This is a genomic window from Bradyrhizobium sp. BRP22 (genome assembly GCF_020194175.1).
Taxonomy (GTDB): Bacteria; Pseudomonadota; Alphaproteobacteria; order Rhizobiales; family Xanthobacteraceae; genus Bradyrhizobium.
Genome location: NZ_JADYVX010000038.1, coordinates 21360 through 44499, shown reverse-complemented (window position 1 = coordinate 44499; position 23140 = coordinate 21360). Strand labels below are relative to the sequence as shown.

The window sequence follows — 23140 nt, the reverse complement described above, 5'->3', positions numbered from 1 at the left end:
GACGCGCGGCGGGCCGCGCTCCTCACCATGAGGTTCTAAGATCCTATCGCTCTTTGACCTCATCCTGAGAAGGCCGCGTAGCGGCCGTCTCGAAGGATGAAGCGCCGATAGGCTGTTACGACTGCCGCGCCACCACACGCGCGGCAAAGCCGGCCTTGGCGGCGTAGCCGCGCACGATTGCTTCGCGGGCCTCGTAGCTCAGGATGGCGTCGACATCAGTGAAACCCTGCGGCGCGATCTGCTCGACGGCATCGATCACGCCCTCCGGTCCGCCGCGGCGGTTGGAGGCGACGATATCGGCTGTCATCGGCAGGCGCTGGCGTTCATAGGCGACCAGCGCCTGACGCGGATGCTCCGAGCGTGCCAGCGCATCCGCGAGGCACCGCGCATCGAGAACGGCCTGCGAGGCGCCATTGGAGCCGACCGGATACATCGGATGCGCGGCATCGCCGAGCAAGGTGACACGGCCGCTGCTCCAATACGGCAACGGATCGCGGTCGCAGCATGGATATTCCCAAAATTCCGGCGTGGCGCCGACCAGCGCCGCAAAATCGACCTGCGGGATCGAGAAGCCTGTGACATGGGGCATCAGCTCTTCACGTCGGCCGAGGTTCGACCAGCCCTCACGGCGCGGTGGCGGTGAAGCGCCGTCGCCGATCCGTACCATGACAGCCCAATTGGTGAGGCGGCTTGCCGGGCTCGAGCCCTCCGCGATTGGATAGATCACCGCCTTTGCATTCAGGCCACCGGCGATGATCATCGATCGGCCCATCAGAAACGCAGGCCAATCCGCGGCGCCGCGCCACAGCATCAGGCCGTTCCAGCACGGCGGACCTTCGTTCGGAAACAGCGTCTCGCGCACTTTCGAATGGATGCCGTCGGCGCCGATCAGGATGTCGCCGCGCGCGGTGTGCACATGCTGGCCTGCACGATCGAAGAAATAGGCGGTAACACCGCCTTCGTCCTGCGTGAACGCGCCGAGGCGGCAGCCGGTGTGGATCGCCTCGCTGCCGAGCCGCTCGACCACCGCCTGATGGATGACGCCCTGCAGGCGGCCGCGATGAACAGAGAATTGCGGCACGTCATGGCCGGCATCGAGCCCGCGCTTCTCGTGCCAGACCTGCTGGCCGTGGCGCGTCAGATAGAACAGCTCGTAGGTGCGGATCGCGACCTTGTCGAGCGCATCGAGCAGCCCGAGGCCGGCGAGTTCGCGGATCGCATGCGGCAAGGTGTTGATGCCGACACCGAGCTCGCGGATCGTCTCCGCCTGCTCGAACAATTCGCAGGCGATGCCGCGGGCCCGCAGCATCAGCGCCGTCGTGAGCCCGCCAATCCCGCCGCCGACGATAATCGCCTTCATTGCCCTACTCCACTCGACAATCCGGACGTTGTGAGACCCTGAGAAGGTTGCACGGCCGTCGAGCCGCTCGCAAGACGCTTTATCGCCTCAGTATCCGCGGCGTGCGCGACTTAGGTTAACGCTTTTTCGTTTAAGCATGATCTTTCGGAAAACCGGTTTCCACTTTTCCGGATCATGCTCTCACCACTTCAGTCCGGAACCACCGCGATCGCCTGGATCTCGACCTTGGCCCGGTCCTCGATCAGGCCGGAGACCTGCACCGCCGTCATCGCCGGGAAGCGACGGCCCATGACGTCACGGTAGACAGCGCCGATCTCCTTCAAGCGCGCCGAATATTCGCGGCGGTCGAGCAGGAACCAGGTCATCGACACGATCTGCTCGGGTTTGGCGCCGCCGCTGGCGGCGACCGCGACGACGTTCCGCAGCGTCTGGCCGATCTGCTCCACGAGGTCGTCGGTCTCGAACACGCATTGCGCGTTCCAGCCGATCTGGCCGGCGATGAAGATCATCTTGCCACGCGCACTGACGCCGTTGGCATAGCCGACCGGCTGGGCCCAGCCTTCGGGCTGCAGGAGTTCGATCATGTGCTTGTTCCCGTCACGGGCTAGTTCCCTTCGAAGACCGGGTTCTTCTTGGCGGCGAAAGCCTCGAAGGCGCGGCGGAAATCGCCTGTCGCCATGCAGATCGCCTGCGCCTGCGCTTCCGATTCCACCATCTCGTCGATGCCCATCGCCCATTCCTGGCTGAACATCGTCTTGGTCATGCCGTGCGCGAACCACGGGCCGTCGGCGAGCGAACGCGCGAGTTCATAGGCCGCGGTTGGCAGCTCCGCCGATGGCACCAGGCGGTTGTGAAAGCCCCAGGCAAATCCCTCCTCCGCGCTCATGGCCCGCCCGGTATAGAGTAATTCGGCCGCGCGGCCCTGTCCGATCACCCGCGGCAACAATCCGCACGCGCCCATGTCGGCGCCGGCAAGGCCGACGCGCGTGAACAGGAAGGCGGTCTTGGCCTGCGGCGTTGCCAGCCGCAGATCGGAAGCAAGCGCCAGCATAGCGCCAGCACCGGCGCAGACGCCATCGATCGCGGCGACGATCTGCTGCGGGCACTTGCGCATCGCCTTGACGACATCGCCGGTCATGCGCGTGAACGCGATCAGGTCCGGCATCGTCATCCGCGTCAGCGGCTCGATGATCTCGAACACGTCGCCGCCGGAGCAGAAATTGCCGCCCTCGCCGGTCAGCACGATGGCGCGGACGTCGGAGGCATAGGCAAGATCCCGGAACAGATCGCGCAGTTCCTCGTAGGACTGGAACGTCAGCGGGTTCTTCTTGTCCGGCCGGTTCAGCGTGATGGTGGCGACGCGGGCATCGCCATCGGTCGACCATTTGAAATGGCGCGCCGGATAGTTCCTGAATGGCCGCAGCTTTGCTTTCATCTCAGACATGATGTGTTCCTTGGGCGTTTCCATTATCCCGTGAAGACCTCGCCGCCGGCGACCGCGATGGCCTGGCCGTTGATTGACGATGCACCCGGCGAGGCAAGCCAAACAATGGTGTCTGCGACTTCCTCAGGCGTCACCAGCCGCTGCATCGGATTGACTTTTGCCAAGGCTGCACGCGCTTCCGCTTCGCTCCGGCCAGTCTTGGCGACGATGTTGGCGGCGGCCTCCGCCACCAATGGCGTATCGGTATAGCCCGGACAGACAGCATTCACAGTGACGCCGCGGCGGGCATATTCGAGCGCGAGCGCGCGCGTCAGCCCGACGACACCATGCTTGGCGGCGACATAGGCCGAGACATAAGCGTAGCCGGTCAAGCCCGCCGTGGACGCGACATTGATGACGCGCCCGCGTCCGCGCTGCGCCATGCCGGGCAGCACCGCATGCGTCACCAGGAACACGCTGGAGAGATTGCTCGCCAGCATGTCCGACCACAAAGCGGTGTCCGTCTTCTCGAACGGCGCGCTCAGCGCTTTCCCTGCATTGTTGACGAGGATGTCGATCGGGCCGATCTCGGCTTCGATCCGCTTGATGCCGTCCGCGACGGCGATTTCGTCGGTCACATCCATGGGCAGAACCGCGCCGGCACGCTTGCCGAGAGATGCTGCCGTCTCGGCAAGCGTCTCCGGCCTCCTGCCCGCAACACTCACCCGCACTCCGGCTTCAGCCAGCGCTCGCGCGGTGGCGGCGCCGATGCCTGAACCGCCGCCGGTGACGAGCGCATGCGCACCGGGCCAGAAATTCCGGGTCATGCTTTCGCTCCTGCGGCGGCGCGTTCCAGATTGGTCTCATATTGCTGCTTGCCGGAGAGATATTGCTTCGGCCAGGCAATCGACTTCACGCCGATCCTGGCGGCCTCGTGCAGCGTCCAGGCAGCATCGGCAAGATGCGGGCGCGCGATGGCGCAGAGATCGGCGCGGCCGGCGGCGATGATGGAATTGGCGTGATCGGCTTCGGAGATCGCGCCGACTGCAATGGTCGCAATGCCGACCTCGTTGCGGATCTTGTCGGCAAACGGCGTCTGATAGAGCCGGCCATAAACCGGATGGTCATCGGCCCAGACCTGGCCGGAGGAACAATCGATCAGGTCGGCGCCGGCTTCCTTGAACAGCTTCGCGAACTGCAGCGCATCATCCGGCGTGTTGCCGCCCTCGGCCCAGTCATGGCACGACAGGCGCACCGAGATCGGCTTGTCCTGCGGCCACACGTCACGGATCGCGCGAAATATTTCCAGCGGATAGCGCGCACGGTTTTCGATGTCGCCACCATATTGGTCCGTCCGGCGGTTGGTGAGCGGCGAGAGGAAGCTCGACAACAGATAGCCGTGGGCACAATGCAATTCCAAGATGTCGAAGCCCGCTTGCACCGCGCGCCGGGCCGCGGCGACGAACTGCTCGCGCACCTCGTCCATTTCGGCGCGCGTCATCGGCTCCGGCGTCTGGCCGTCGGGCAGATAGGGAACGGCGGAGGCCGACACCACTGGCCAGTTTCCCTCTGGGAGCGGCTCATCCATTCCCTCCCAGGCGACGCGGGTCGACCCCTTGCGTCCGGAATGGCCAAGCTGGATGCCGATCCTGGCCGCGCCATTGCCGTGAACGAAATCGACGATACGCTGGTAGGCTTTCGCCTGCTCGTCGTTCCACAATCCGCAGCAGCCCGGCGTGATCCGCGCCTCGGGAGACACGCAGGTCATCTCGGTGAAGATCAGCCCGGCGCCGCCGAGGGCGCGGGCGCCGAAATGGACGAGATGAAAATCGTTCGGCACGCCATCGACCGCCGAATACATCGCCATCGGCGAGCAGATGATGCGGTTGGACAGCGACAAGCCGCGGATGCGGAACGGCGTGAACATCGGCGGCGCCACGCGATCATTGGCGGCAGGCAGCCCGGCGCGTTCCGCGAACCAGCGTTCATAGCCTTCGAGCCATGCCTTGTCGCGAAGGCGCAGATTCTCGTGGCTGATGCGCTGCGAACGCGTCAGCAGCGAATACATGAACTGCTCAGGCTCCAGCGTGTCTGCATAGCGCGCGCCGACCACCTCGAACCACTCCATCGCATTGCGCGCCGCATTCTGGATGCGCGCGACATCGACGCGGCGCAGCTCCTCATAGGCCGCGAGCACCGACGGAATCTTGTCCGGCGTCGCGCCGAGCTGCTTGAACTGATTGGTGAGCTCGATCGCATCCTCGAGCGCGAGCTTGGTCCCGGATCCGATGGCAAAATGCGCGGTGTGCGCGGCATCGCCCATCAGCACGACATGGCTGCTGCCGTTGAACGCGGTCCATTTGCCGCAGATCAATCGCGGGAACGAAAGCCATGCCGAACCGCGCAGATGGCGCGAATTGGAGACCAGCGAATGGCCCTCGAGGATTTCCGCGAACACCTTTTCGCAGAAGGCGATGGAGCCTGCCTGGTCGAGCTTGTCGAGACCGTGCGCGAGGAACGCCTCCTCGGTGGTCTCGACGATGAAGGTCGCCGCGCCCTCCTCGAATTTATAGATGTGCGCCTGGAACCAGCCGTGCTCGGTCTTGCGGAAATCGAAGGTGAAGGCGTCGAAGCGCTTGTTAGTGCCGAGCCAGATGTAGCGGTTCGGCCGCAGCAGGATGTCGGGCTGGAAGCTGTCGACATAGCGCGTCCGAATCTTGGAGTTCACGCCGTCGGCCGCGACGATCAAATCGGCATCCGGGAATTCGAGATCGGAATCGACCTCGCGCTCGAAAACCAGTTCGACGCCGAGTTCCTCGGCGCGCGCCTGCAGGATGTTGAGCAGCCGCTTGCGGCCGATGCCGACAAAGCCGTGGCCGGTGGTGCGCATCCGGCGGCCCTTGATCAGGACCTCGATATCGTCCCAGTGGTTGAAGGCCTCCTCGATCGCATCCGCCGTAACCGGATCCCATTTGCGCATGTTGTCCATGGTGGCGTCGGAGAACACGACGCCGAAACCGAAGGTGTCGTAGGGGCGGTTGCGCTCGACCACCGAAATCCGGTGCGCCGGATCGAGCATCTTCATCAGGATGCCGAAATAGAGCCCGGCCGGCCCGCCCCCGATGCAGACGATGCGCATGGCTGTCTCCTCGCTTCGACGGTCAGCGGGGCCCAAGCCGAAAAGTTCCCCCGGGACGAAGCCGGAAGATATTTTATGCTTAAAATAATTTTGTCAAGCGAGGCCCGACCCGTTGAGGCAAAAAAGCGGCCAGCCGCGCCCTCGAGCACGACGACGGGTTAGGACAGATTGGATCGATTGACGGCCGTTCCTCCCTCTCCCCGTTCTTTACGGGGCCGGGACGAGCAGAGCTCGCCCTGAGAGGGTTGGGGTGAGGGACTCCATCCGCGAATACGATGACAGACGGACTCGCGGAGACTCCCCCTCACCCGAAATTCAAGCTGCGCTTGAATTTCGACCTCTCCCCGCAAGCGGGGCGAGATGAACTGAGCTCGCGGCCGGGCCTCAATAAGCCAGCGGCTTCGGCCGGCCGACACCGCAATAATGGAAGCCGTTCCGCATCACATCCTCGGGCGAATAGATGTTGCGGAGATCGACGATCACGGGCGTTGCCATGATCGTCGCCATCTTCTTCAGATCGAGCGCACGGAACTGCTCCCATTCCGTGACGATCACGATCGCATGGCTTCCGCGCGCGCAATCATAGGCGTCGCGGCAGAAGGTGACGTTCTCGAACACCTTCTTGGCCTGCTCCATCCCGACCGGATCGAATGCGCGGATCACCGCGCCCATGTCCTGCAGCGCGGTTATCAGCGGGATCGAGGGCGCATCGCGCATGTCGTCGGTGTTCGGCTTGAAGGTGACGCCGAGCACGGCGATGGTCTTGCCGCGGATATTGCCGCCGAACGCGTTCGCCACCTTGCGCGCCATGGCGCGCTTGCGCTGGTCGTTCACCGCCACCACCGTTTCGACGATCCGCAGCGGGGCTTCGTGGTCCTGGCCGGTCTTGATCAGCGCCAGCGTGTCCTTGGGAAAGCAGGAGCCGCCGAAGCCCGGACCGGCATGCAGGAATTTCGAGCCGATGCGGTTGTCGAGGCCGATCCCGCGGGCGACTTCCTGGACATTGGCGCCGACCTTCTCGGCAAGATCGGCGATCTCGTTGATGAAGGTGATCTTGGTCGCAAGGAACGAGTTGGCGGCATATTTGGTCAGCTCCGCGGTACGGCGGCTGGTGTAGAGGATCGGCGACGCGTTGAGATGCAGCGGACGATAGACTTCCGCCATCACTTCCTTCGCAAACGCATCCTCGGTGCCGATGACGATGCGGTCGGGATGCTTGAAATCCTGGATCGCGGCCCCCTCCCGCAGGAATTCGGGGTTGGAGACGACGGCGAATTTCGCATCCTTCTTCTCCTCGCGGATGATCCGCTCGACCTCGTCGCCGGTGCCGACCGGAACCGTCGACTTCGTCACCACGACGGCGGATTCCGGCAACGCCGCAGCGATCTCACGTGCCACGGCGTAGACGTGGGAAAGATCGGCATGGCCGTCGCCGCGGCGTGACGGAGTGCCGACCGCGATGAAGATGACCTCGGAACGGCTGACCGCCCCCTTCAAGTCGGTCACAAACGCCAGGCGCCCCTGCGCGACATTTCTCGCCACCAGATCGGAAAGCCCGGGCTCGTGAATCGGTATCTCGCCCTTGTTGAGCGCGGCGATCTTCTTTTCATCCTTATCGACGCAAACGACGTAGTGCCCAAAGTCGGAGAAACACGCCCCCGACACCAGTCCGACATAACCGGCGCCGACCATCGTGATATGCATGGCTTATCCTGTCTGACAAAGTGATCGCAGCGGTCGCGCCGGTCATTTGACCAGCATCGACTCGCCATCGAGATGCTGCGGGAAGAAGAAGAAGTTGTTGATATAGAACCGCCCTTCCTTGCGGCCGCCGTCCGGTTCGAGCGCCGCCGCATCCTGCAGCTCGTCGACGTCGAATTTTTCGACGTCGACCACATCGTCTTCCTTCAGGAAGAAACCACGGTAGGACCGTTGCCGGAAATAGTCGAACACAGATTCCGTCGCGGCCGGCCGATGGCGATCCTCCGCTTCCACCAGGAACACCGGCTGGCAGCGGTCCAGCAGCTCGACGGCGCCATTGAGGACGTTGAGTTCGTGCCCTTCCACGTCGATCTTCACGAACGCGACCTCCTGATGCATCACCGAATCCAGCCGCGCCATCGGCACGTGAGCGGCAACGATCGGATCGGACGACGCCATCACCCGCCGCTCCAGCGAGGCAAGACCGTGGACCAGCCCGCTGTCGCCGCGCGGAATGAAGAGTTCGGCGTCACCTTCGTGGTCGGACAGCGCGATCTCGTGCACGCTGACGTTTGAAGCAGACGTCCGCCGCAGCAGGCGCGCCATGTCGTGGGACGGTTCGAAGGCGTGGACCTCGCGGGAAAGTCGCGCCAGTTTTCGCGTGTAGAGCCCGCAATTGGCGCCGACATCGACCGTCACCGCATCATCCGGAATGATCTTGTCGAGGTAGGAAAGCTCGCGCTCCGCCGATTTCGGGCGATGCATGAAATGCCACTGCAGCCAGATCGATGGGAATGCATCCTTCAAAAGATCCTTGGCCTGCTGCTTGGCACCCATGTCCATTCCCTCCGTTATGCGTTGATGTGGGGTGGGCGCTTCCGGACGCCGCCTGCCGGCCTGGCTTGCGGTTGCTGCGTCACACCCGGTGGTAGATGTCCTGCACCCGGACGATGTCGTCCTCCCCAAGATACGTGCCCGACTGCACCTCGATCAGGTTGAGCGGAACCTTGCCGGGATTTTCCAGGCGATGCATGCAGCCGAGCGGAACGAAGATCGATTCGTTCTCGCGCAGCAGCACCTCCTCGTCATCACGCGTGACGATCGCGGTGCCGTTCACCACGACCCAGTGCTCGGCGCGGTGAAAATGCTTCTGCAACGACAGCTTGGCGCCGGGGTTGACGGTGATGCGCTTGACCTGGAAGCGGTCTCCGGCGTGGATCGACGTGTAGTAACCCCACGGACGGTGCACGCTGTGGGTCTGCGTCGCGGCGCGATGGCCGTTGGCCTTCAGCCGCTCCACAAGCTTGCCGACGTCCTGGGCGCGCTCGCGTTTGGTCACCAGCACCACGTCGGGCGAAGCGGTGATGACAAGATCCTCGACGCCAAAGGCCGCGACCAGCGGGCCGTCGCCTCGCACGTAGCAGCCGGAGGTGTCCTCGGCCACCGCGTCGCCGATCACGACATTGCCGGAGGCGTCCTTCTCGCCCATCGTCCATAGCGCCGACCAGCTTCCGACGTCACTCCAGTCAAAACTGGCCGGCACCACCACGGCCTTGTCGGTCTTTTCCATCACGGCATAGTCGACCGAGATGGATGGGCAGGTCTCGAATGCCTTTTCTTCAAGCCGCAGGAAATCCAGATCGCGCGTCGCGCCAGCCAGCGCCGCGCGGCAGGCTTCCAGAATGGCCGGCTCGCGCTGCGCCAGCTCATCGATGAAGGGGCGAGCGGGCAACAGGAAGATTCCGCTGTTCCACAGGTGATCATCGCCGGCCAGCAAGTGCTCCGCGGTGGCAACGTCGGGCTTCTCGACGAAGCCCGCGACTTTGCGGATTTCGGGTAGGTCGGCGACGCCGCGGCCCATGCGAATGTAGCCATATCCGGTCGCAGGCCCGCTCGGCTTGAGACCGAACAGGACGAATTGTCCGCGGCGCGCCGCCGGAAGCCCGCTCGCAATCGTCGCCCGGAAGGCCGCATGATCGCGCACCCAGTGATCGACCGGCGTTACCAGGATCACCGCATCGGGATCGACCTCGCTGGCGAGAAGCGCCGCAATCGCCACGGCCGGCGCCGTGTTTCGTCCGAACGGTTCCAGCACCATGGTCGGAGCGGCGATGCCGGCCGCGCGCAGTTGCTCGCCAATGGCAAAGCGATGCTCGGCATTGGCAATCACCATCGGATCGGTGAAGAGCGATGGCTCCGTCACGCGGCTCGCGGTCTGCTGCAACAATGTCTTTTCGCCGAGCAACGCGAGCAGTTGCTTCGGCTGGTTCTCGCGCGACAGCGGCCAGAGCCGCGAGCCGGTGCCTCCCGACAAAAGAACTGGGACTATGCGGCCGCGTGGCTGCAGCATCGTGTCGCTCCCTTTTTGTGATGCTTGTGTGTCGGCGGACTTAGAAGCCGCTGCCGGACAGGAATTCGCGGCGGACGGTGCGCACGATGATCAGGATGTCCATGCGCAAGGACCAGCGCTCGATATAGTCGAGGTCGTAATCGATCCGCGAGATCGCGCGGCCGGCCTCGACCGTGCTTCCGCGGCAGCCGCTCACCTGCGCAAGACCCGTGATCCCGGGCCGGGCGCTGTGGCGCTGGAAATAGTACGGCACGAGGTCCTCATACGGCAGGTCGGCGGCGAGCATGCCCGGGACATGCGGTCTGGGGCCGACCAGCGACATGTCGCCCTTGATGACATTGATCAATTGCGGGATTTCGTCGAGGCTCGTCTTGCGCAGGATCTTGCCGATCGAGGTGACCCGGGGGTCGCCCTGCACCGTCTGCTTCACGCCGCGCACGTCGCAGGCGTCGATCCGCATCGTGCGGAACTTGTAGATCTTGAAGCGCCGGTTGCGATAGCCGTACCGGTATTGATGAAACAACACCGGTCCCCGCGATGTCAGCTTGATGCCGACCGCGATCGCGATCAACAGCGGCGCGAAGAACAACAGCGCCGCGCTTGCAACCACGATGTCGAAGATGCGCTTGACGAAGGAGGAGCCCGGCTCGGTGCGCACCGAGCGACGTGGACGCTTTGCGCGGTAGGGACTGTACGCATTACTGCCAGCATATTCGACCGGTCGCATCGAGATGGTACTCCGCTTATTGCGGAGGGACCTGATACTGTCCTGGTCAAAGTTGGCTGTGACGATGGCGGCCATTTGCTCTCGCTCTCTCTGTTGAACCCAAAGAGGTCACAAGCGCGACGCACGCAGTTCGTCGCTGCCCATCTCGCGGGCACCTTCGCATTTGCGAATTTTCCTGCGCAGCAGAGACGCGCTTCGATCGCGCGGCGCGTATAATTCTACGAACTCTTTGAGCGAAATGGGGCAGCAAAACGAAAATGTTGAGCGCGATTTTGCATCGCGGCATCGTGAACTTTGTGCGTTGCAAAGAATCTGTTTTGTTCGGAGGCGCTTAGGTTCAACTGCACGCGAATTGTGCTGCGCGTCCCTCGGTGCAGCCATGCATTAACGCCGTTATGGAACTCGCGAATCGGATTCGATTCAGGAGCGCTACACTGGCTACATCGCATTTCTGCATGGCACTTAATGCGTGCGGTCATTTTTGAAGGATTTTTTTCACCGCATACTAAACGGCTACCCGTACTTCCTCGACGTGATCATTACACTTGATGGTTGCCGATGATTGCGAGACCTCAACGCGTGGAAGCGGCCGTAGCCAAGAAGCCGCTCGTCTCGGAAGAAACTTCCAGGGAGGCGCCCATGATCGCCGCACGTTTGGAACGCCCTGAAACAGCACGACTCGATCCGGCGGGGCGCCGACTGAGAAACTGCATCATTCTGGCGAACGTGCTTGCCTGGATCGTGATCATCCTGCTCGTCCGAATGATCTTCTTCTAGACTCTATATACGCAATATACGAACGAAGCGGACGCCGCGGCGTCTCCGCCGATTGACCTCATGACGGTTCCATGGTCGAAGCAATCGATGATGCGGCCGCCAGTTGCATATCCGCAATATGTTGCACCCTCGGCTCCCGCAGACACGCGCATCTACGCGGTCGGCGACATTCACGGACGTGCCGACCTCCTCGCCGAGACCATTGCACGTATCGACGACGACATCAGCCGGCGGCCGATCCGCTACGTGCTCGAGATCTATCTCGGCGACTACATCGACCGCGGCCCCGACTCCAAGACCGTGCTCGATCTGTTGGCAGTTCGCCTCGTCAGGAATCACGCAGTCTGCCTGCGCGGTAATCACGAAGAGCTTTTGCAACACTTTCTTCACGATCCGGCCGTGTTCGCGGATTGGCGGCGGCTCGGCTGCATGCAGACGCTGGCTTCCTATGGCGTAACTCCGCGCGAGATGCCCGTCTCTGAAGTCAATCTGCAGCAGCGCTTTCTCAGCGTGTTCCCACGCGCGCATATGCTGTTCCTGCAATGCCTGCGCGACAGCTTCACCTGCGGCGACTTCTTCTTTGCTCATGCCGGAGTGCGCCCTAAGGTGCCGATCGAGCAGCAGAATTCGGAGGATCTGCTCTGGATTCGCCAGGAATTTCTCAATTCGGATGAAGATCACGCCAAATGTGTCGTGCACGGCCACACGCCGGTCCCCCATCCCGACATCAGGCACAACCGCATCAATATCGATACCGGCGCATGGAGAAGCGGAACCCTGACCTGCATTGCCATCGAGGGAACGACCGTCCTGGTCCTCTGAAGGAGCGCGCAGGCGCGCCATTAACGCTGCACGGTCATGGAACCGAATGACGGCCCTCGCGGAACGCCCACCCACATTTTTTCGCCTTGTTTGCTCACCTATGATCCGCGCCGTTACTGACGGACTTTCGTGGGGATCTAGTCATGCAGCAACAATGGATTCGTGTCGCCCGAGCGGCGCCACGCATTACTCTATTTGCGTTTGCTTTAGCGAGTATCGCGAGCTTCGCACCTTGCGCGTCAGCCCAAACGCACACAGGCTCGCATGCGCTCTCGACAGGAAGCTACGTGCTCGGTCCGAACGACAGGGTGCGTGTGAAGGTCTATGGGGAACCCGACATCACCGGGGAGTATGAAATCGACGCGGGTGGCCAGGTCTCGGTTCCGCTTGCAGGCCGCATGAAGGCGTCCGGCATGACGACGAAGCAGTTGGAGCGCGCGATCACTTCCGCGCTATCGAAGGACATCGTGCGTGATCCGAAAGTGAACGTCGAGATCGTCGCCTACCGACCTTATTACATTCTCGGCGAGGTCAAGAAGGCCGGCGAATATCCGTATCGACTCGGTCTGACGGTGATGGATGCCGTCGCCAGCGCCGGCGGATTCACCTATCGCGCCAACGAATCCAAGGTCTTTCTGCGTCGATCGGGCAGTCCAGCAGAAGAGATCTACGCGCTCGATGCGCCGATCCTGGTGTTTCCCGGCGACAACATCAGGATCGGCGAGCGCTACTTCTGAACGGCCCGCTCGACGGAGCAATCTCATTCGCAGATCACGCGCGTGAACATTTATGTCATACGCGCTGCCATAGTGTCGTCGATTTGCGGTGAGTATTATTTTGCAATGCAGAAAACTTTTTCCCGCGATGCACGTTAACGCGCGGGAGGACGTTCTCTGATCAAGCCAGCAATGCTCCGTAGTGCGCGCGTAACAAGTGCAAGGACTGCCATGTCGATGCGCAGTCCGCGGTGAATTTGTGAGCACGGGCAACCGGGCTTCAGGACTTCATCGCCTCCAGAGTTCCCGCAAGGGATGGATTATGGAACGCACCACTGCATTTGGCTGGATGAACACGATTGGAACGAGTGGGTCGCAAACCCGTTCGGTCGTCGCGTTCGGTCGCCGCGGATTCAAGATCGTACCCGCGCCGGTAACTGCGATTGTGCTTGGGCTCGGATCACCGGCGAACGCGCAGGTGCTCCCTTGGCCAAATGAGGAGGTGGCGCCGCCATGGAACGCGCAGCAAATCTTCGAGCCAACCCCGTTACCCAAGCTGACCGATCCTGACACCCGTGAAGCCATCCCGCCGGAGGACACGCCCGTGAAAGGCCGCTTGCAGCCTGGCTATGAGCCGGTGGGCATTCGCTCGGGCTCGTGGATGTTCAATCCATCGCTGATCACTGGCGGGTTCTTCGACAGCAACGTGTTCGCATCGAATACCGACATCCGCAGTGACGTCGCGGCTGTGGTCGAGCCGCAGCTGCGCGCCCATACGCTATGGGAGCGGCACGGCATCGACCTCAAGCTCGACGCCCAGGAGACGGTCTACAAGCAGAACTCCAGCCTCAACCAGACCAATGCCAGCCTGAAGGGCAATGGCTGGATCGACATTGCTCATGACATGGCGCTGCTGGGCAGTTTCCAGATCGCGCATCTCAACGAGGGCGTCGGCTCGCTGAGTTCACCCGCCAACGCCATCGCACCGACACCTTATAATTGGTACTCAGGCGATCTGAGCTTTCGCAAGGAATTCAATCGGCTGACTGCGTCTGTCGGCTTCCGCACCGATTCCTACGACTACGGCTCGACCGTCGCGCAGAACGGCATGCCCATCAACCAGGACGCCCGTGACGGTCAGATCTACTCGCTCCACAGCCGGATCGACTATGCGTTTTCCGAGACTCTTGGCTGGTTCGGCAGCGCCGAGGGCAATGTGCGCGACCTCCGCGGCCAGCCTCTCCAGCCGCTGAGTTCACAGGGCTATCGTGCGCTCACCGGCGTCACCGTCGGACTGGCGCGCCTGATCACCGGCGAAATCGGCTTCGGCTACGTGCAGCAACGCTTCGTCGATCCGACCATCGGCACGATCGAAGGCCCGACCTATCGCGCGCGACTGACATGGAGTCCGACGCGGATGATCGACGTTCACCTGAACGCCGAGCAGATCGTCACGGAGACTTCCGTCACGAGTTCCACCGGCGTGCTCGCCAACGCCGTGCAGCTCGGGCTGGACTATGAGTTCCGTCGCAACGTTATCGTTTCGTTCTACGGCGCCTATGAGAGCGATAAATTCTTCGGGCAGCCGCGCAAGGATCAGGTCACCACCTCCGACGCCCGCATCAAATATCTGCTGAATCGTTTCGCCGCTATCGCTGTCTATTACCGCTTCACGTCGCGCGAAAGCAACATCTCGACCTTCAGCTACGACAAACACCTGGTGGGATTGAATGTTACAACGCAGTTCTGAGCACCTGCCTCGCCCCCCGGAAGAAGCGGCTGAACGTGCCGCCCCCCGCTGGCAGCCGCCGACCGTCGATCTGCGCGAGATGGGGCGCATCCTGCGCCGCCGTTACAAGTTTGCCATCCTGCCCGCTGTGCTGCTGGTCGCGCTCGGGCTGACCTACTGCCTGCTGGCCACCACTTTATATACATCGACCGCGACCGTGCTGGTCGATCCGCGCCGGGCCGCAGCCGTGGAGACGAACAGCCAGACCGCGCTGTCGAACTACGGCACCGATGATGCAACAATCGAAAGCCAGGCATTGCTGATCCAGTCGGTCGCGATCCTCGATCGGGTGGTCCGCCGGCTGAAGCTGACGCAGGATCCGGAATTCATCCCGAAACCGGGCCTGCTTGATCCGATCAGGCGGCTGTTCGCCTCGGCAGCTCCCGAGGGCGCCGCGGACCCGCAGGACGCCGCGCGCGCGCGTTCGATCGAAATCCTGCAGAAACGCATGAAGGTGACGCGACAAGGCACCACCTTCCTGGTCGATATCAATGTCAGCTCGGAATCGCCGTCGAAGGCCGCTGTTATCGCCAACGCGATCGCGGACGCCTATTTCGAAGACCAGGTCCGCGCCAAGAATGACGCGACCCGCATCGCCGCCAACTGGCTCGGCGGCCAGATCAACGATCTCAAGTCGAGGGTCGTCGCCTCCGAGAAGGCGGTCGAGGATTTCCGCTCCGCCAACAATCTGACGGTGTCGCAGGGCGTCACCGTCAACGATCAGCAGATCACCGACCTCAACAACAAGCTGATCGCGGCGCGAGTGCAGACCGCTGAGGCGCGCGCCAAATACGATCAGGTGCAGCAGATCGCCAAGTCCGGCGGTGACCCCGGCGGCATCAATGCGGCGATTTCGTCGGACATGATCACGAAATTGCGCACGCAGTATGCGGACATCGCCAAGAACGAGGCCGATCTCTCCAGCAAATACGGCTCACGGCATCCGCTCGTCACCAATGTGCGCGCACAGCTCAAGGACACCCAGCGGCTGATCAACGAGGAAATCAAGCGGATCCTCGAGAGCACCAAGCACGATTACGACGTGGCGCTCTCCCGCGAGAACTCGCTGAACCAGAGCCTGGAGCAATTGCAGAACGTATCCAATACGTCCAGCCAGGCCCAGGTGCGGCTACATGAGTTGCAGCGCGAGGCCGAAGCCAACCGCACTCTCTATGAATCCTATCTGGCGCGCTCGAAGGAGACGACGTCGCAGGAAAGCCTGGAGATGCCGGACTCGCGGGTCGTGACCAAGGCCAGCGTTCCGATCCGTCCGTCGTCGCCGAAGACCATGCTGATCCTGGGCCTTGCCGGGATGCTCGGCCTCGGTCTAGGCAGCGTGCTCGCCTTCGGCGCCGACTACCTCGACGGCCGCATCAAGACGCTGGAACAGGCGGAGTCAATATCGGGCGTGCCGGCGCTGGCTGCGGTGCCGCTGATCGGCACCAGGGAACTTGCAGGGCTGGCGCGACGGCGCGGACGCAGCGAGCTCGAAAATCATGATCCGAGAACGGTCAAGCTGCTGCCCGCCGCTTTGCAGCCGCCTTTGATGCGCTATGCGATCGATGAGCCCGCCACGTTCTTTGCTGAGGCGATTCGCTCGGTGCGCCTGGCCCTGCAACGGACCATGCGGCTGCAGCCGGTCAAGGTCGTGCTCGTGACCTCCGCCCTCGACAGTGAAGGCAAGACCACGCTCGCCGGCAATCTCGCGCAGTCGCTGGCGACATTGGGTATCCGGACGCTTCTGATCGACGGCGATCTCCGCAACCCGCAACTCACCCGCTCGCTCTGCCCGCGCGCCGACATCGGATTGCTGGACGTGGCCCTCGGCCGCGCGGCCATCGAGCAGGCCATCCTCACCGACGAAAGCACCGGCCTGTCCGTGCTGCCGTCCACCGCGGTCAAGCAGGCCGAGATCATCACCGAACTGATGTTCTCCGACCGCATCGTCGATGTGCTCGATCACTTGCGCCATCGCTACGAACTGATCATCGTCGACTCGCCGCCGCTGGTGCCGCTGGTTGACGGCCGGGCACTGGCCGAGCTCGCGGACCGCATCATCCTTGCGCTGGCCTGGGATCAGACCCCGCGCGAGGTCCTGACCCACACCATCGATCTGCTGTCGCCGGTTGCCGACCGCATCCTCGGCACCGTGCTGACCCGCGTCGACCTCAGCCGCCTGCAGTTCTACGACTACTACCGCAGTTCCGCCTACCTCAAGCCATACGCAACCGCGAGCCTCAGCTCCGGAGCAGCACGGTGAACATGCGCGGCTTTGCCAGCCAGCCTTTAAGCCTGCCCGGGGCCGCATCGCGCGCGCCATCCCGGACGCCGGCGCGCGGGATGACATTCGACACCTTTGTCGAATGGCTGGCGACAGGCTTTCTTGTGCTCGCGGTCGTCGCCATGTTCATGCTTTCGGCGGGCATGCTCACCAGCGTGAAGATCCACTACCTGACGGCGGGCGGCAATTTCTACGAAAAGCTCCACCCGGCGACGTACTTTACCTTCCTCGCCTTTTTCCTGCTGCTGATGCGCAGCCGCGGACCGATCGGCGAGATCGACCGGATGTTCTCGCAGTCGAAGCTTCTGCTGTTCTATCTGTTGTGCTGGGCGTTCCTGCTGGTGCAGATGTTCGTGCTGGAACGGCCGTTCACGGTGATCTTCGACACCTTCCTAACGCCGGTCGTCCTGTGCCTTGCGATCTGGCAGCTCTCGCCGTCGCAACGACGACCGCTGGCATGGGCGATCCATGTCACGATTCTGATCAACATCGTGGTCGGCTACTATGAATATTTCTCCGGTCACCGTTTGATTCCGCTGACAATGGGCGACATCGTCGTCCTCGGCGAATGGCGCTCCTCGGCCTTTCTCGGCCATCCGCTCACCGCCTCCGGCGTGGTCGCGGGTTATGTGCTGGCCTTGCTGCTGCGGCCAGCGCTCTGCCCCCCGATTCTGATACGGGTGCCGCTGATCGCCTTCAGCCTGGCGTCGCTGATGGCGTTTGGCGGCCGGACCGCGCTGGTCACCGTGCTGGTCGTGATGGGACTGCTTGTCGCCTTCGAGATGCTGCGGATGCTGCAGGGCAAGCGCATCCCGCTTTCGGCCGCGATCCTCGCCATCTGCCTGCTGTTCGTGGCGGGCGCGGTCGGATTTGCGGCGCTCGATCTCGGCATCTTCGACAAGATGCTGCTGCGCTTCTCCTCCGACAAGGGCAGCACGCTGGCGCGCTATGCCACCTTCCATTTGCTGTCGCATTTCGACTGGCAAGAGTTGCTCCTCGGTCCAAATCCGGTGCGGGTGAGTGCGCTGCAGAGCCAGCTCGGCCTCGATTATGGCATCGAGAATTTCTGGATCTCCTGCATCGCGCAGTTCGGCATCATCCACACCGTGGCGCTGACGATCGGGCTCGCCTGCCTCTTCACCGAAATCATCAGGCGCGCCGACCGCAGCGTCTGGGCGATGCTGCTGCTGATGTTGACGATCGCTGCGAGTTCGGTGAGCTTCTCGTCCAAGAACATCCAGCTTGCGCAGTTCATCGTGTTGATCACCGTGCTGCTGCCGCGCGATGAATATCGGCGGACATTCGCTCAGCCTCCCGTCGCCCAGCGCCGTTACCGGCCTGTTCCCGCGTAAATCCGGCGTCAGGACATCGTTATGGACATCTACGTCGACAACACCCATCTGGGACGTCATGTCACCGGGCTCGAGCGCATCACGCTCGAACTGTTTTCCGCATCCGCGCTCGCTCCGCTCCATGTGGTGCCGGTCACCGCGCGCGGCACACGCCAGATGGTGACGACGCAGACCTTCGGGTTGCCGCTGCGGCTTGCGACCTCATCCGCGATGTTGCTTTGTCCCGGCTTTCCGCCCAGCCCGCTGCTGTTGCCGTTCGCCTCGCGCGTGCTGCCCTACATCCACGACGATTTCCTGGTGACGCGGCCCGCCGAGCTCAACGCGCGCGCCCGCCTCTATATGGCGCGTCCCTTCAAGCTCGCGCTGCGGCGCTATCCCCGCTTCCTCGCCAATTCCAACGATACGAGGCGCCGGATCGCCATCCATACCCGATCCGATGCCGAGATCACGCTGTACCGTCCGTCGGTGCGCAACGTGTTCGGCCTGCAATCGGAGCAGCGCGCCGGCCGCGCAACGATGCCGCGACCGCTGCGGCTGGTCGCACTCGGCACCGTCGAACCGCGCAAGAATTTCAAGGCCGCCGCTGCGCTCGTCGAGGCGCTGCGCGAAAGGGGTTTTGCCGGTGCCACGCTGGATATTGTCGGACGGCGCGGCTGGGGCGACGACTGGGAAACGCTGCAAGCCATGCCGGGCGTCACGCTGCACGATTATCAGCCCACCGAGCGCGTCAGGGAGCTGCTTGATGCGGCCGACCTGTTCATCTGCACATCGCATGACGAAGGGCTCGGCCTTCCCTTGCTCGAGGCCCAATATGCCGGGCTGCCGATCGCAGCGCCCGATGCGCCGATCTTCCGCGAGGTGCTCGACACATCCGGTATCTTCATTAATCCGGCCGAGCCGACGGCCGCCGCAGCGCAGATTGCGGCCACACTGTCGATCCAGAATTGGCGTGCGCGCTATGTCGCGCTGGCCGAGCAGAATCTTGGTCGCTGGAACGGACTTGCCCGCGATGATCGTGAGACGGTGATCGACCTGATCTCGCGCCTTGCCGCCCACCCCCTCGCCTCAGATCAGTTCAACCCGAAGCGGATCTAAACTTGCACAAGACCACCAACGCGATGCGGCACCTCGACAGCCTGCGGATCATCGCAGCCTGCGCCGTGGTGGTCCTGCACTATTCCGATTACTTCAAGGACCTCGCCGTCGGGCGCTTCATGATCGGCCATGTCTGGCATTTCAATCTGTTCGTTGACCTCTTCTTCGTGGTCTCCGGCTTCGTCATCGCCCGGCAGTATTACGGCGATGTCGGCGACGGCGCCGCGATCGGGCGTTTCCTCTGGCGACGCCTGGCGCGCATCTATCCGCTGCATCTGGCGACCCTGGCATTCTATGTCGCAATCGCGCTGGCGCTGTCCTTTGGCATTTCGCACACCGGTAATCCTGCGCGCTATCCGCTCTCCGATCTGCCGGCGCAGATCTTCCTGCTGCACGCCTTCGCCGGCGAACGGCTGACGTTCAACTTTCCAAGCTGGTCGTTGTCGGCGGAAATGTTCTGCTATCTCCTGTTTCCGCTGATGGTTGCGATCACGGCACGACGCAAGGTGCTGGTCATCGCGCTGTTCGCGCTGCCGGCACTCGCCAACACGCTCTGGACCGTGGCGATGGGAACCGAGCCATGGGCCGACTGGATCAATTACGGCGGCGCGTTCCGCGCCGTCCCCGCCTTCAGCCTCGGCATCGCCTGCTATCTCTATCGTGACCGGATCGCGCGCTGGCCCGCGGTACCGGGCCTGCTGATGTCCTCGCTGGCCGCGTTCATGCTGCTGGGTTCATGGCTGACGCCGATGGCGGCCCTGGCGGCGATCTATGCCATCGCGGTGCTCGCAATCCAGCCCGATTGCAGCGGTCGCGAGACGTGGCTATCGATGCTCAAGCTCGATCGCTTCGCGCCGTTCACTTACTCGTGCTACATGCTGCACATCCCGGTCGCGACCGTCGTCATCACGTTCGGTTCGCGGCTGTTGTCGTTTGGCTCGCCGGAGGCCAAGCTGGTGCTGGCGCCGCTCGCCGTCATCATTCTCGGAATCGCCAGCGTGCTCTCCTTCCGTAAATTTGAGACGCCGGTCCGGCGCTACCTGACCAACCTTTACGATCGCCGCTTCGCAGAGCCGGTGGCGGCACCGATCCCGCAGCGGGAGATCGCCTGATGACCCTGGCGGCTTCGGCACAGGCAGACGTCGTTCACGCTCGCGCGGATGCGCGGACGACGAGCCGCGATGCCGTGATCGACACGATGCGAGGCGTTGCCATCCTGATGGTGATCGGGATCCATTCGCTGCCGCAGCCGCTCGATCTCGCCTGGACCAAGGCAATCGATGCGGCGCTGCGGCCCTGCGTACCCATATTCCTGTTCGCATCCGGCTACCTGACCGCGCGCGCCGGACGCGTACCGCTGTTCAAGCGACTGAAGGCGGCGGTGATCCCCTATGCCATCGCCTTCGTCGCCGCCTATCTCTACATGGCCCTGCACAATCCCGCGATGGATCATCGCGTCACGACAACTGTGGCGCGGTTCGCGCTCGCCTATGTCTTCGTGTACTACTACGTCTTCGTCTATGTCGGTTGCACCATCGTGCTGTGGCTGATCTATGCTGCCGCGGATTCGAGCGGGCAGAATACGGAGCAGCGGATGACAATCCTGCTTGCCCTTGCAATCGGCTTCGGACTTGTCGCCGGAAGCTACCTCGATCCGCTGCTGTTCCGCCTTGGCTTTGCCGAATCCTTCGTCGATGAAGTCCGGATGCGCGACATCCCCTTCTGGTTCTCGTTCATGGCGGTCGGCGCGCTGACGGCCAGCTTCGTCGATGCGACCGCGCGGAACATGCGCGCGATCCTTGTCGCTGCCATGCTGTTCGCCTATTTGCTGTATCTGGCCGTGCGCCTGTCCGGAATCGGCGATGCCGCGGTCTACGACTCGATGTCGTTCTTCCTCTATGCGGCGCTGTTGAGCGTTGCGCTGCTGGTGCTGAAGCCCAGCGCAGCCTGGCTCGCGAGCCTTGGCTCAGGCAGCTATTTCATCTATCTCTGGCACATCTTCATCGTGATGTTGTTGCGCGATCACGCGGGATTGCGCCAGTTTGGCCCGGCTGCCAGTTTTGCGGTGACCATCGGGCTGACAGCCATCGTCAGCGTCGCCGCGCTCGGTGCGGTCAGGCATTTCTCCTCCGTGCGCGTCGCCCGCTGGCTTGGAGCGTAACGATGCTGCTGCGCCACACCCTGCTCTATCTTCCTGCGCAGTTCGTCGGCCCGCTGTTCCAGCTGATCGCGATGATCGTCTGGACCCATGTGGTCAACGATCACACGCTTGGCATCATCACGCTGGTTACCGCCACGCACGAATTCCTGCAGATCGCCTTCCTCGCCTGGTGGTCGCAATATGCATTGCGCTTCTCCGGCCGCTATCAGGATAGCGATGCGCCACGCTTCTACCGGACCGAAAATGCGGTACTTCTGACGTCGGTCCTGCTGCAGAGCCTCGTCGTGGTCGTCGTGCTGCGCCTCGTCATCTCCCCCGACGCGCATTTCGGCATGCTGCTTGCCGCCATCGCCTACGTGGTCACGCGTTCGCTGAACCTTTATATCGGCGAGCGCGCCCGCGCTCATCAGCAGATCTGGGTCTACACGATCCAGCAGGTGGTCGGGCCCGCGGTCGGCTTCGCCGTGGGCCTTGTGATGATCAAACTGTTCGGCCAATCCGCCGAATGGCCGCTGGCCGGTTACGCCATCGCGCAACTGGCGGCCGCGCTGATCGTGCTGCCGAAGATCGCCTATGGCCGCCGCCTCTGGCCGATCGATCGCGAGATCGTCGTGCACGCACTGCATTACGGCGTTCCCCTGATCATCGGCGGCGGACTCGGCTGGGTCGGCCTCAATGCCTCGCGCTTCATCATCAACGAGATGCAGGGTGTGGCCGCAGCCGGCCTATTCGCGGTGGGTTACGGTCTGGGACAACGTGCCGCCGCAGTTGCCGCCATGCTGGTGACGGCGGCCGCCTTTCCGCTCGCGGTCAGGAGCATGGAACAAAGCGGAAGCAAGGCCGCGATGCGGCAGCTTGCCGACAACACCGCGCTGCTGGTTGCGATCCTCGCGCCGAGCCTGACCGGCATCTTCATGCTGCGGTTCGAGATCGTGCATCTTCTGATCGCGGCGCCGTTTCAACAGGCAACCCTGAGCGTGCTGCCGCTCGCGACGCTCGCCGGTGCGATCCGCAACCTTCGTGCCCATTTCGGCGACCAAGTCTTCCTGCTGCACAACCGCACCCGCTGGATGATGGCGATTTCCGCCATCGACGCCACCATGACGGTGATCCTCAGCGTGATCTGCCTGCGCTACTGGGGACTCGCCGGCGCGGCCGGGGCCACGGTTCTCGCCGCAACCGCGGCGGCTGCCACCAGTTTCAGCATCGGCTTCTCGCTGTTCGGGCTGACCCTCCCGTTTGCGCATCTCGCGCGCATCGCGGTGGCAACGGTCGCGATGGCGGCGCTGTTGCGAGTGTTCCCGGAGGCGGCGAACGCGGTCATGCTCGCCGCACATATCGCAGCAGGTGCGGCGGTCTATCTCACCGTGCTGGCGCTGCTCTATGCGCCGTCACTGTTCAAGATGTTGCGGGCGCGCCCGCAACATTCCGGCGCATGACCGTTCTG

General features: G+C 63.0%; 19 protein-coding genes. 10 read left to right on the top strand and 9 right to left on the bottom strand.

The features are described 5' to 3' along the window. Positions 1-115 precede the first annotated feature (115 nt). From I6F35_RS32625 to I6F35_RS32585, 9 genes are all read right to left on the bottom strand, one after another. A complete protein-coding gene (locus I6F35_RS32625) occupies positions 116-1360 on the bottom strand; it encodes a flavin-dependent oxidoreductase (RefSeq protein WP_225121747.1) in 1245 nt (414 codons plus the stop codon). Between the two features lie 188 nt (positions 1361-1548). Next, a complete protein-coding gene (locus I6F35_RS32620) occupies positions 1549-1944 on the bottom strand; it encodes a RidA family protein (protein WP_225121746.1) in 396 nt (131 codons plus the stop codon). Between the two features lie 20 nt (positions 1945-1964). Beyond that, positions 1965-2804 (bottom strand): enoyl-CoA hydratase family protein, encoded by an 840-nt coding sequence (locus I6F35_RS32615; protein ID WP_225121745.1) that lies wholly within the window; start codon positions 2802-2804, stop codon positions 1965-1967. 23 nt (positions 2805-2827) lie between these two features. Beyond that, a complete protein-coding gene (locus tag I6F35_RS32610) occupies positions 2828-3610 on the bottom strand; it encodes an SDR family NAD(P)-dependent oxidoreductase (RefSeq protein ID WP_225121744.1) in 783 nt (260 codons plus the stop codon). Further along, on the bottom strand, positions 3607-5922 hold the full coding sequence (locus I6F35_RS32605; protein WP_225121743.1) for a bifunctional salicylyl-CoA 5-hydroxylase/oxidoreductase: 2316 nt from the start codon (positions 5920-5922) through the stop codon (positions 3607-3609). The genes I6F35_RS32610 and I6F35_RS32605 overlap by 4 nt, the downstream gene beginning before the upstream one ends. A gap of 384 nt (positions 5923-6306) precedes the next feature. Beyond that, on the bottom strand, positions 6307-7626 hold the full coding sequence (locus I6F35_RS32600) for a UDP-glucose/GDP-mannose dehydrogenase family protein (protein ID WP_225121742.1): 1320 nt from the start codon (positions 7624-7626) through the stop codon (positions 6307-6309). A gap of 42 nt (positions 7627-7668) precedes the next feature. Then, positions 7669-8460: an FkbM family methyltransferase gene (locus I6F35_RS32595; protein WP_225121741.1), complete on the bottom strand. Its 792-nt coding sequence runs from the start codon at positions 8458-8460 to the stop codon at positions 7669-7671. 79 nt (positions 8461-8539) lie between these two features. Then, positions 8540-9973: a mannose-1-phosphate guanylyltransferase/mannose-6-phosphate isomerase gene (locus I6F35_RS32590; RefSeq protein ID WP_225121740.1), complete on the bottom strand. Its 1434-nt coding sequence runs from the start codon at positions 9971-9973 to the stop codon at positions 8540-8542. A gap of 40 nt (positions 9974-10013) precedes the next feature. Then, on the bottom strand, positions 10014-10700 hold the full coding sequence (locus I6F35_RS32585; RefSeq protein WP_225121739.1) for a sugar transferase: 687 nt from the start codon (positions 10698-10700) through the stop codon (positions 10014-10016). A gap of 639 nt (positions 10701-11339) precedes the next feature. Between I6F35_RS32585 and I6F35_RS32580 the strand changes: the two genes are divergently transcribed. From I6F35_RS32580 to I6F35_RS32535, 10 genes are all read left to right on the top strand, one after another. Next, positions 11340-11477 carry a hypothetical protein gene (locus tag I6F35_RS32580; protein WP_225121738.1) on the top strand — a complete coding sequence of 46 codons (138 nt, stop codon included), beginning with the start codon at positions 11340-11342 and terminating at the stop codon, positions 11475-11477. Between the two features lie 60 nt (positions 11478-11537). Beyond that, the gene (locus I6F35_RS32575) at positions 11538-12299 is read left to right on the top strand and encodes a metallophosphoesterase (protein WP_225121737.1); all 762 of its coding nucleotides are present in this window, start codon (positions 11538-11540) and stop codon (positions 12297-12299) included. A 287-nt stretch (positions 12300-12586) separates the two neighbouring features. Next, positions 12587-13036 (top strand): polysaccharide biosynthesis/export family protein, encoded by a 450-nt coding sequence (locus I6F35_RS32570; protein ID WP_346283229.1) that lies wholly within the window; start codon positions 12587-12589, stop codon positions 13034-13036. A 301-nt stretch (positions 13037-13337) separates the two neighbouring features. Further along, entirely contained in the window at positions 13338-14765 is a 1428-nt protein-coding gene (locus I6F35_RS32565; RefSeq protein WP_225121735.1) for an outer membrane beta-barrel protein, read from the top strand. Beyond that, entirely contained in the window at positions 14746-17064 is a 2319-nt protein-coding gene (locus I6F35_RS32560; protein WP_225121734.1) for a polysaccharide biosynthesis tyrosine autokinase, read from the top strand. The genes I6F35_RS32565 and I6F35_RS32560 overlap by 20 nt, the downstream gene beginning before the upstream one ends. Positions 17065-17144: 80 nt before the next feature. After that, positions 17145-18437, top strand: coding sequence for a VpsF family polysaccharide biosynthesis protein (locus I6F35_RS32555; RefSeq protein ID WP_225121733.1), 1293 nt, complete (start codon positions 17145-17147; stop codon positions 18435-18437). Between the two features lie 21 nt (positions 18438-18458). After that, a complete protein-coding gene (locus tag I6F35_RS32550; protein ID WP_225121732.1) occupies positions 18459-19532 on the top strand; it encodes a glycosyltransferase in 1074 nt (357 codons plus the stop codon). A 2-nt stretch (positions 19533-19534) separates the two neighbouring features. After that, on the top strand, positions 19535-20644 hold the full coding sequence (locus I6F35_RS32545) for an acyltransferase (protein WP_225121731.1): 1110 nt from the start codon (positions 19535-19537) through the stop codon (positions 20642-20644). Then, positions 20644-21693, top strand: coding sequence for an acyltransferase (locus I6F35_RS32540; protein WP_225121730.1), 1050 nt, complete (start codon positions 20644-20646; stop codon positions 21691-21693). Before I6F35_RS32545 ends, I6F35_RS32540 begins: the two co-directional genes overlap by 1 nt. Before the next feature lie 2 nt (positions 21694-21695). Beyond that, a complete protein-coding gene (locus I6F35_RS32535; RefSeq protein WP_225121729.1) occupies positions 21696-23132 on the top strand; it encodes an oligosaccharide flippase family protein in 1437 nt (478 codons plus the stop codon). The last annotated feature ends 8 nt before the right edge of the window (positions 23133-23140 follow it).

Excerpts from the sequence above, each read along its gene's own strand:
- I6F35_RS32625 (WP_225121747.1), bottom strand. The coding sequence starts at position 1,360 with ATGAAGGCGATTATCGTCGGCGGCGGGATTGGCGGGCTCACGACGGCG.
- I6F35_RS32620 (WP_225121746.1), bottom strand. The coding sequence starts at position 1,944 with ATGATCGAACTCCTGCAGCCCGAAGGCTGGGCCCAGCCGGTCGGCTAT.
- I6F35_RS32615 (WP_225121745.1), bottom strand. The coding sequence starts at position 2,804 with ATGTCTGAGATGAAAGCAAAGCTGCGGCCATTCAGGAACTATCCGGCG.
- I6F35_RS32610 (WP_225121744.1), bottom strand. The coding sequence starts at position 3,610 with ATGACCCGGAATTTCTGGCCCGGTGCGCATGCGCTCGTCACCGGCGGC.
- I6F35_RS32605 (WP_225121743.1), bottom strand. The coding sequence starts at position 5,922 with ATGCGCATCGTCTGCATCGGGGGCGGGCCGGCCGGGCTCTATTTCGGC.
- I6F35_RS32600 (WP_225121742.1), bottom strand. The coding sequence starts at position 7,626 with ATGCATATCACGATGGTCGGCGCCGGTTATGTCGGACTGGTGTCGGGG.
- I6F35_RS32595 (WP_225121741.1), bottom strand. The coding sequence starts at position 8,460 with ATGGGTGCCAAGCAGCAGGCCAAGGATCTTTTGAAGGATGCATTCCCA.
- I6F35_RS32590 (WP_225121740.1), bottom strand. The coding sequence starts at position 9,973 with ATGCTGCAGCCACGCGGCCGCATAGTCCCAGTTCTTTTGTCGGGAGGC.
- I6F35_RS32585 (WP_225121739.1), bottom strand. The coding sequence starts at position 10,700 with ATGCGACCGGTCGAATATGCTGGCAGTAATGCGTACAGTCCCTACCGC.
- I6F35_RS32580 (WP_225121738.1), top strand. The coding sequence starts at position 11,340 with ATGATCGCCGCACGTTTGGAACGCCCTGAAACAGCACGACTCGATCCG.
- I6F35_RS32575 (WP_225121737.1), top strand. The coding sequence starts at position 11,538 with ATGACGGTTCCATGGTCGAAGCAATCGATGATGCGGCCGCCAGTTGCA.
- I6F35_RS32565 (WP_225121735.1), top strand. The coding sequence starts at position 13,338 with ATGGAACGCACCACTGCATTTGGCTGGATGAACACGATTGGAACGAGT.
- I6F35_RS32560 (WP_225121734.1), top strand. The coding sequence starts at position 14,746 with ATGTTACAACGCAGTTCTGAGCACCTGCCTCGCCCCCCGGAAGAAGCG.
- I6F35_RS32555 (WP_225121733.1), top strand. The coding sequence starts at position 17,145 with ATGACATTCGACACCTTTGTCGAATGGCTGGCGACAGGCTTTCTTGTG.
- I6F35_RS32550 (WP_225121732.1), top strand. The coding sequence starts at position 18,459 with ATGGACATCTACGTCGACAACACCCATCTGGGACGTCATGTCACCGGG.
- I6F35_RS32540 (WP_225121730.1), top strand. The coding sequence starts at position 20,644 with ATGACCCTGGCGGCTTCGGCACAGGCAGACGTCGTTCACGCTCGCGCG.
- I6F35_RS32535 (WP_225121729.1), top strand. The coding sequence starts at position 21,696 with ATGCTGCTGCGCCACACCCTGCTCTATCTTCCTGCGCAGTTCGTCGGC.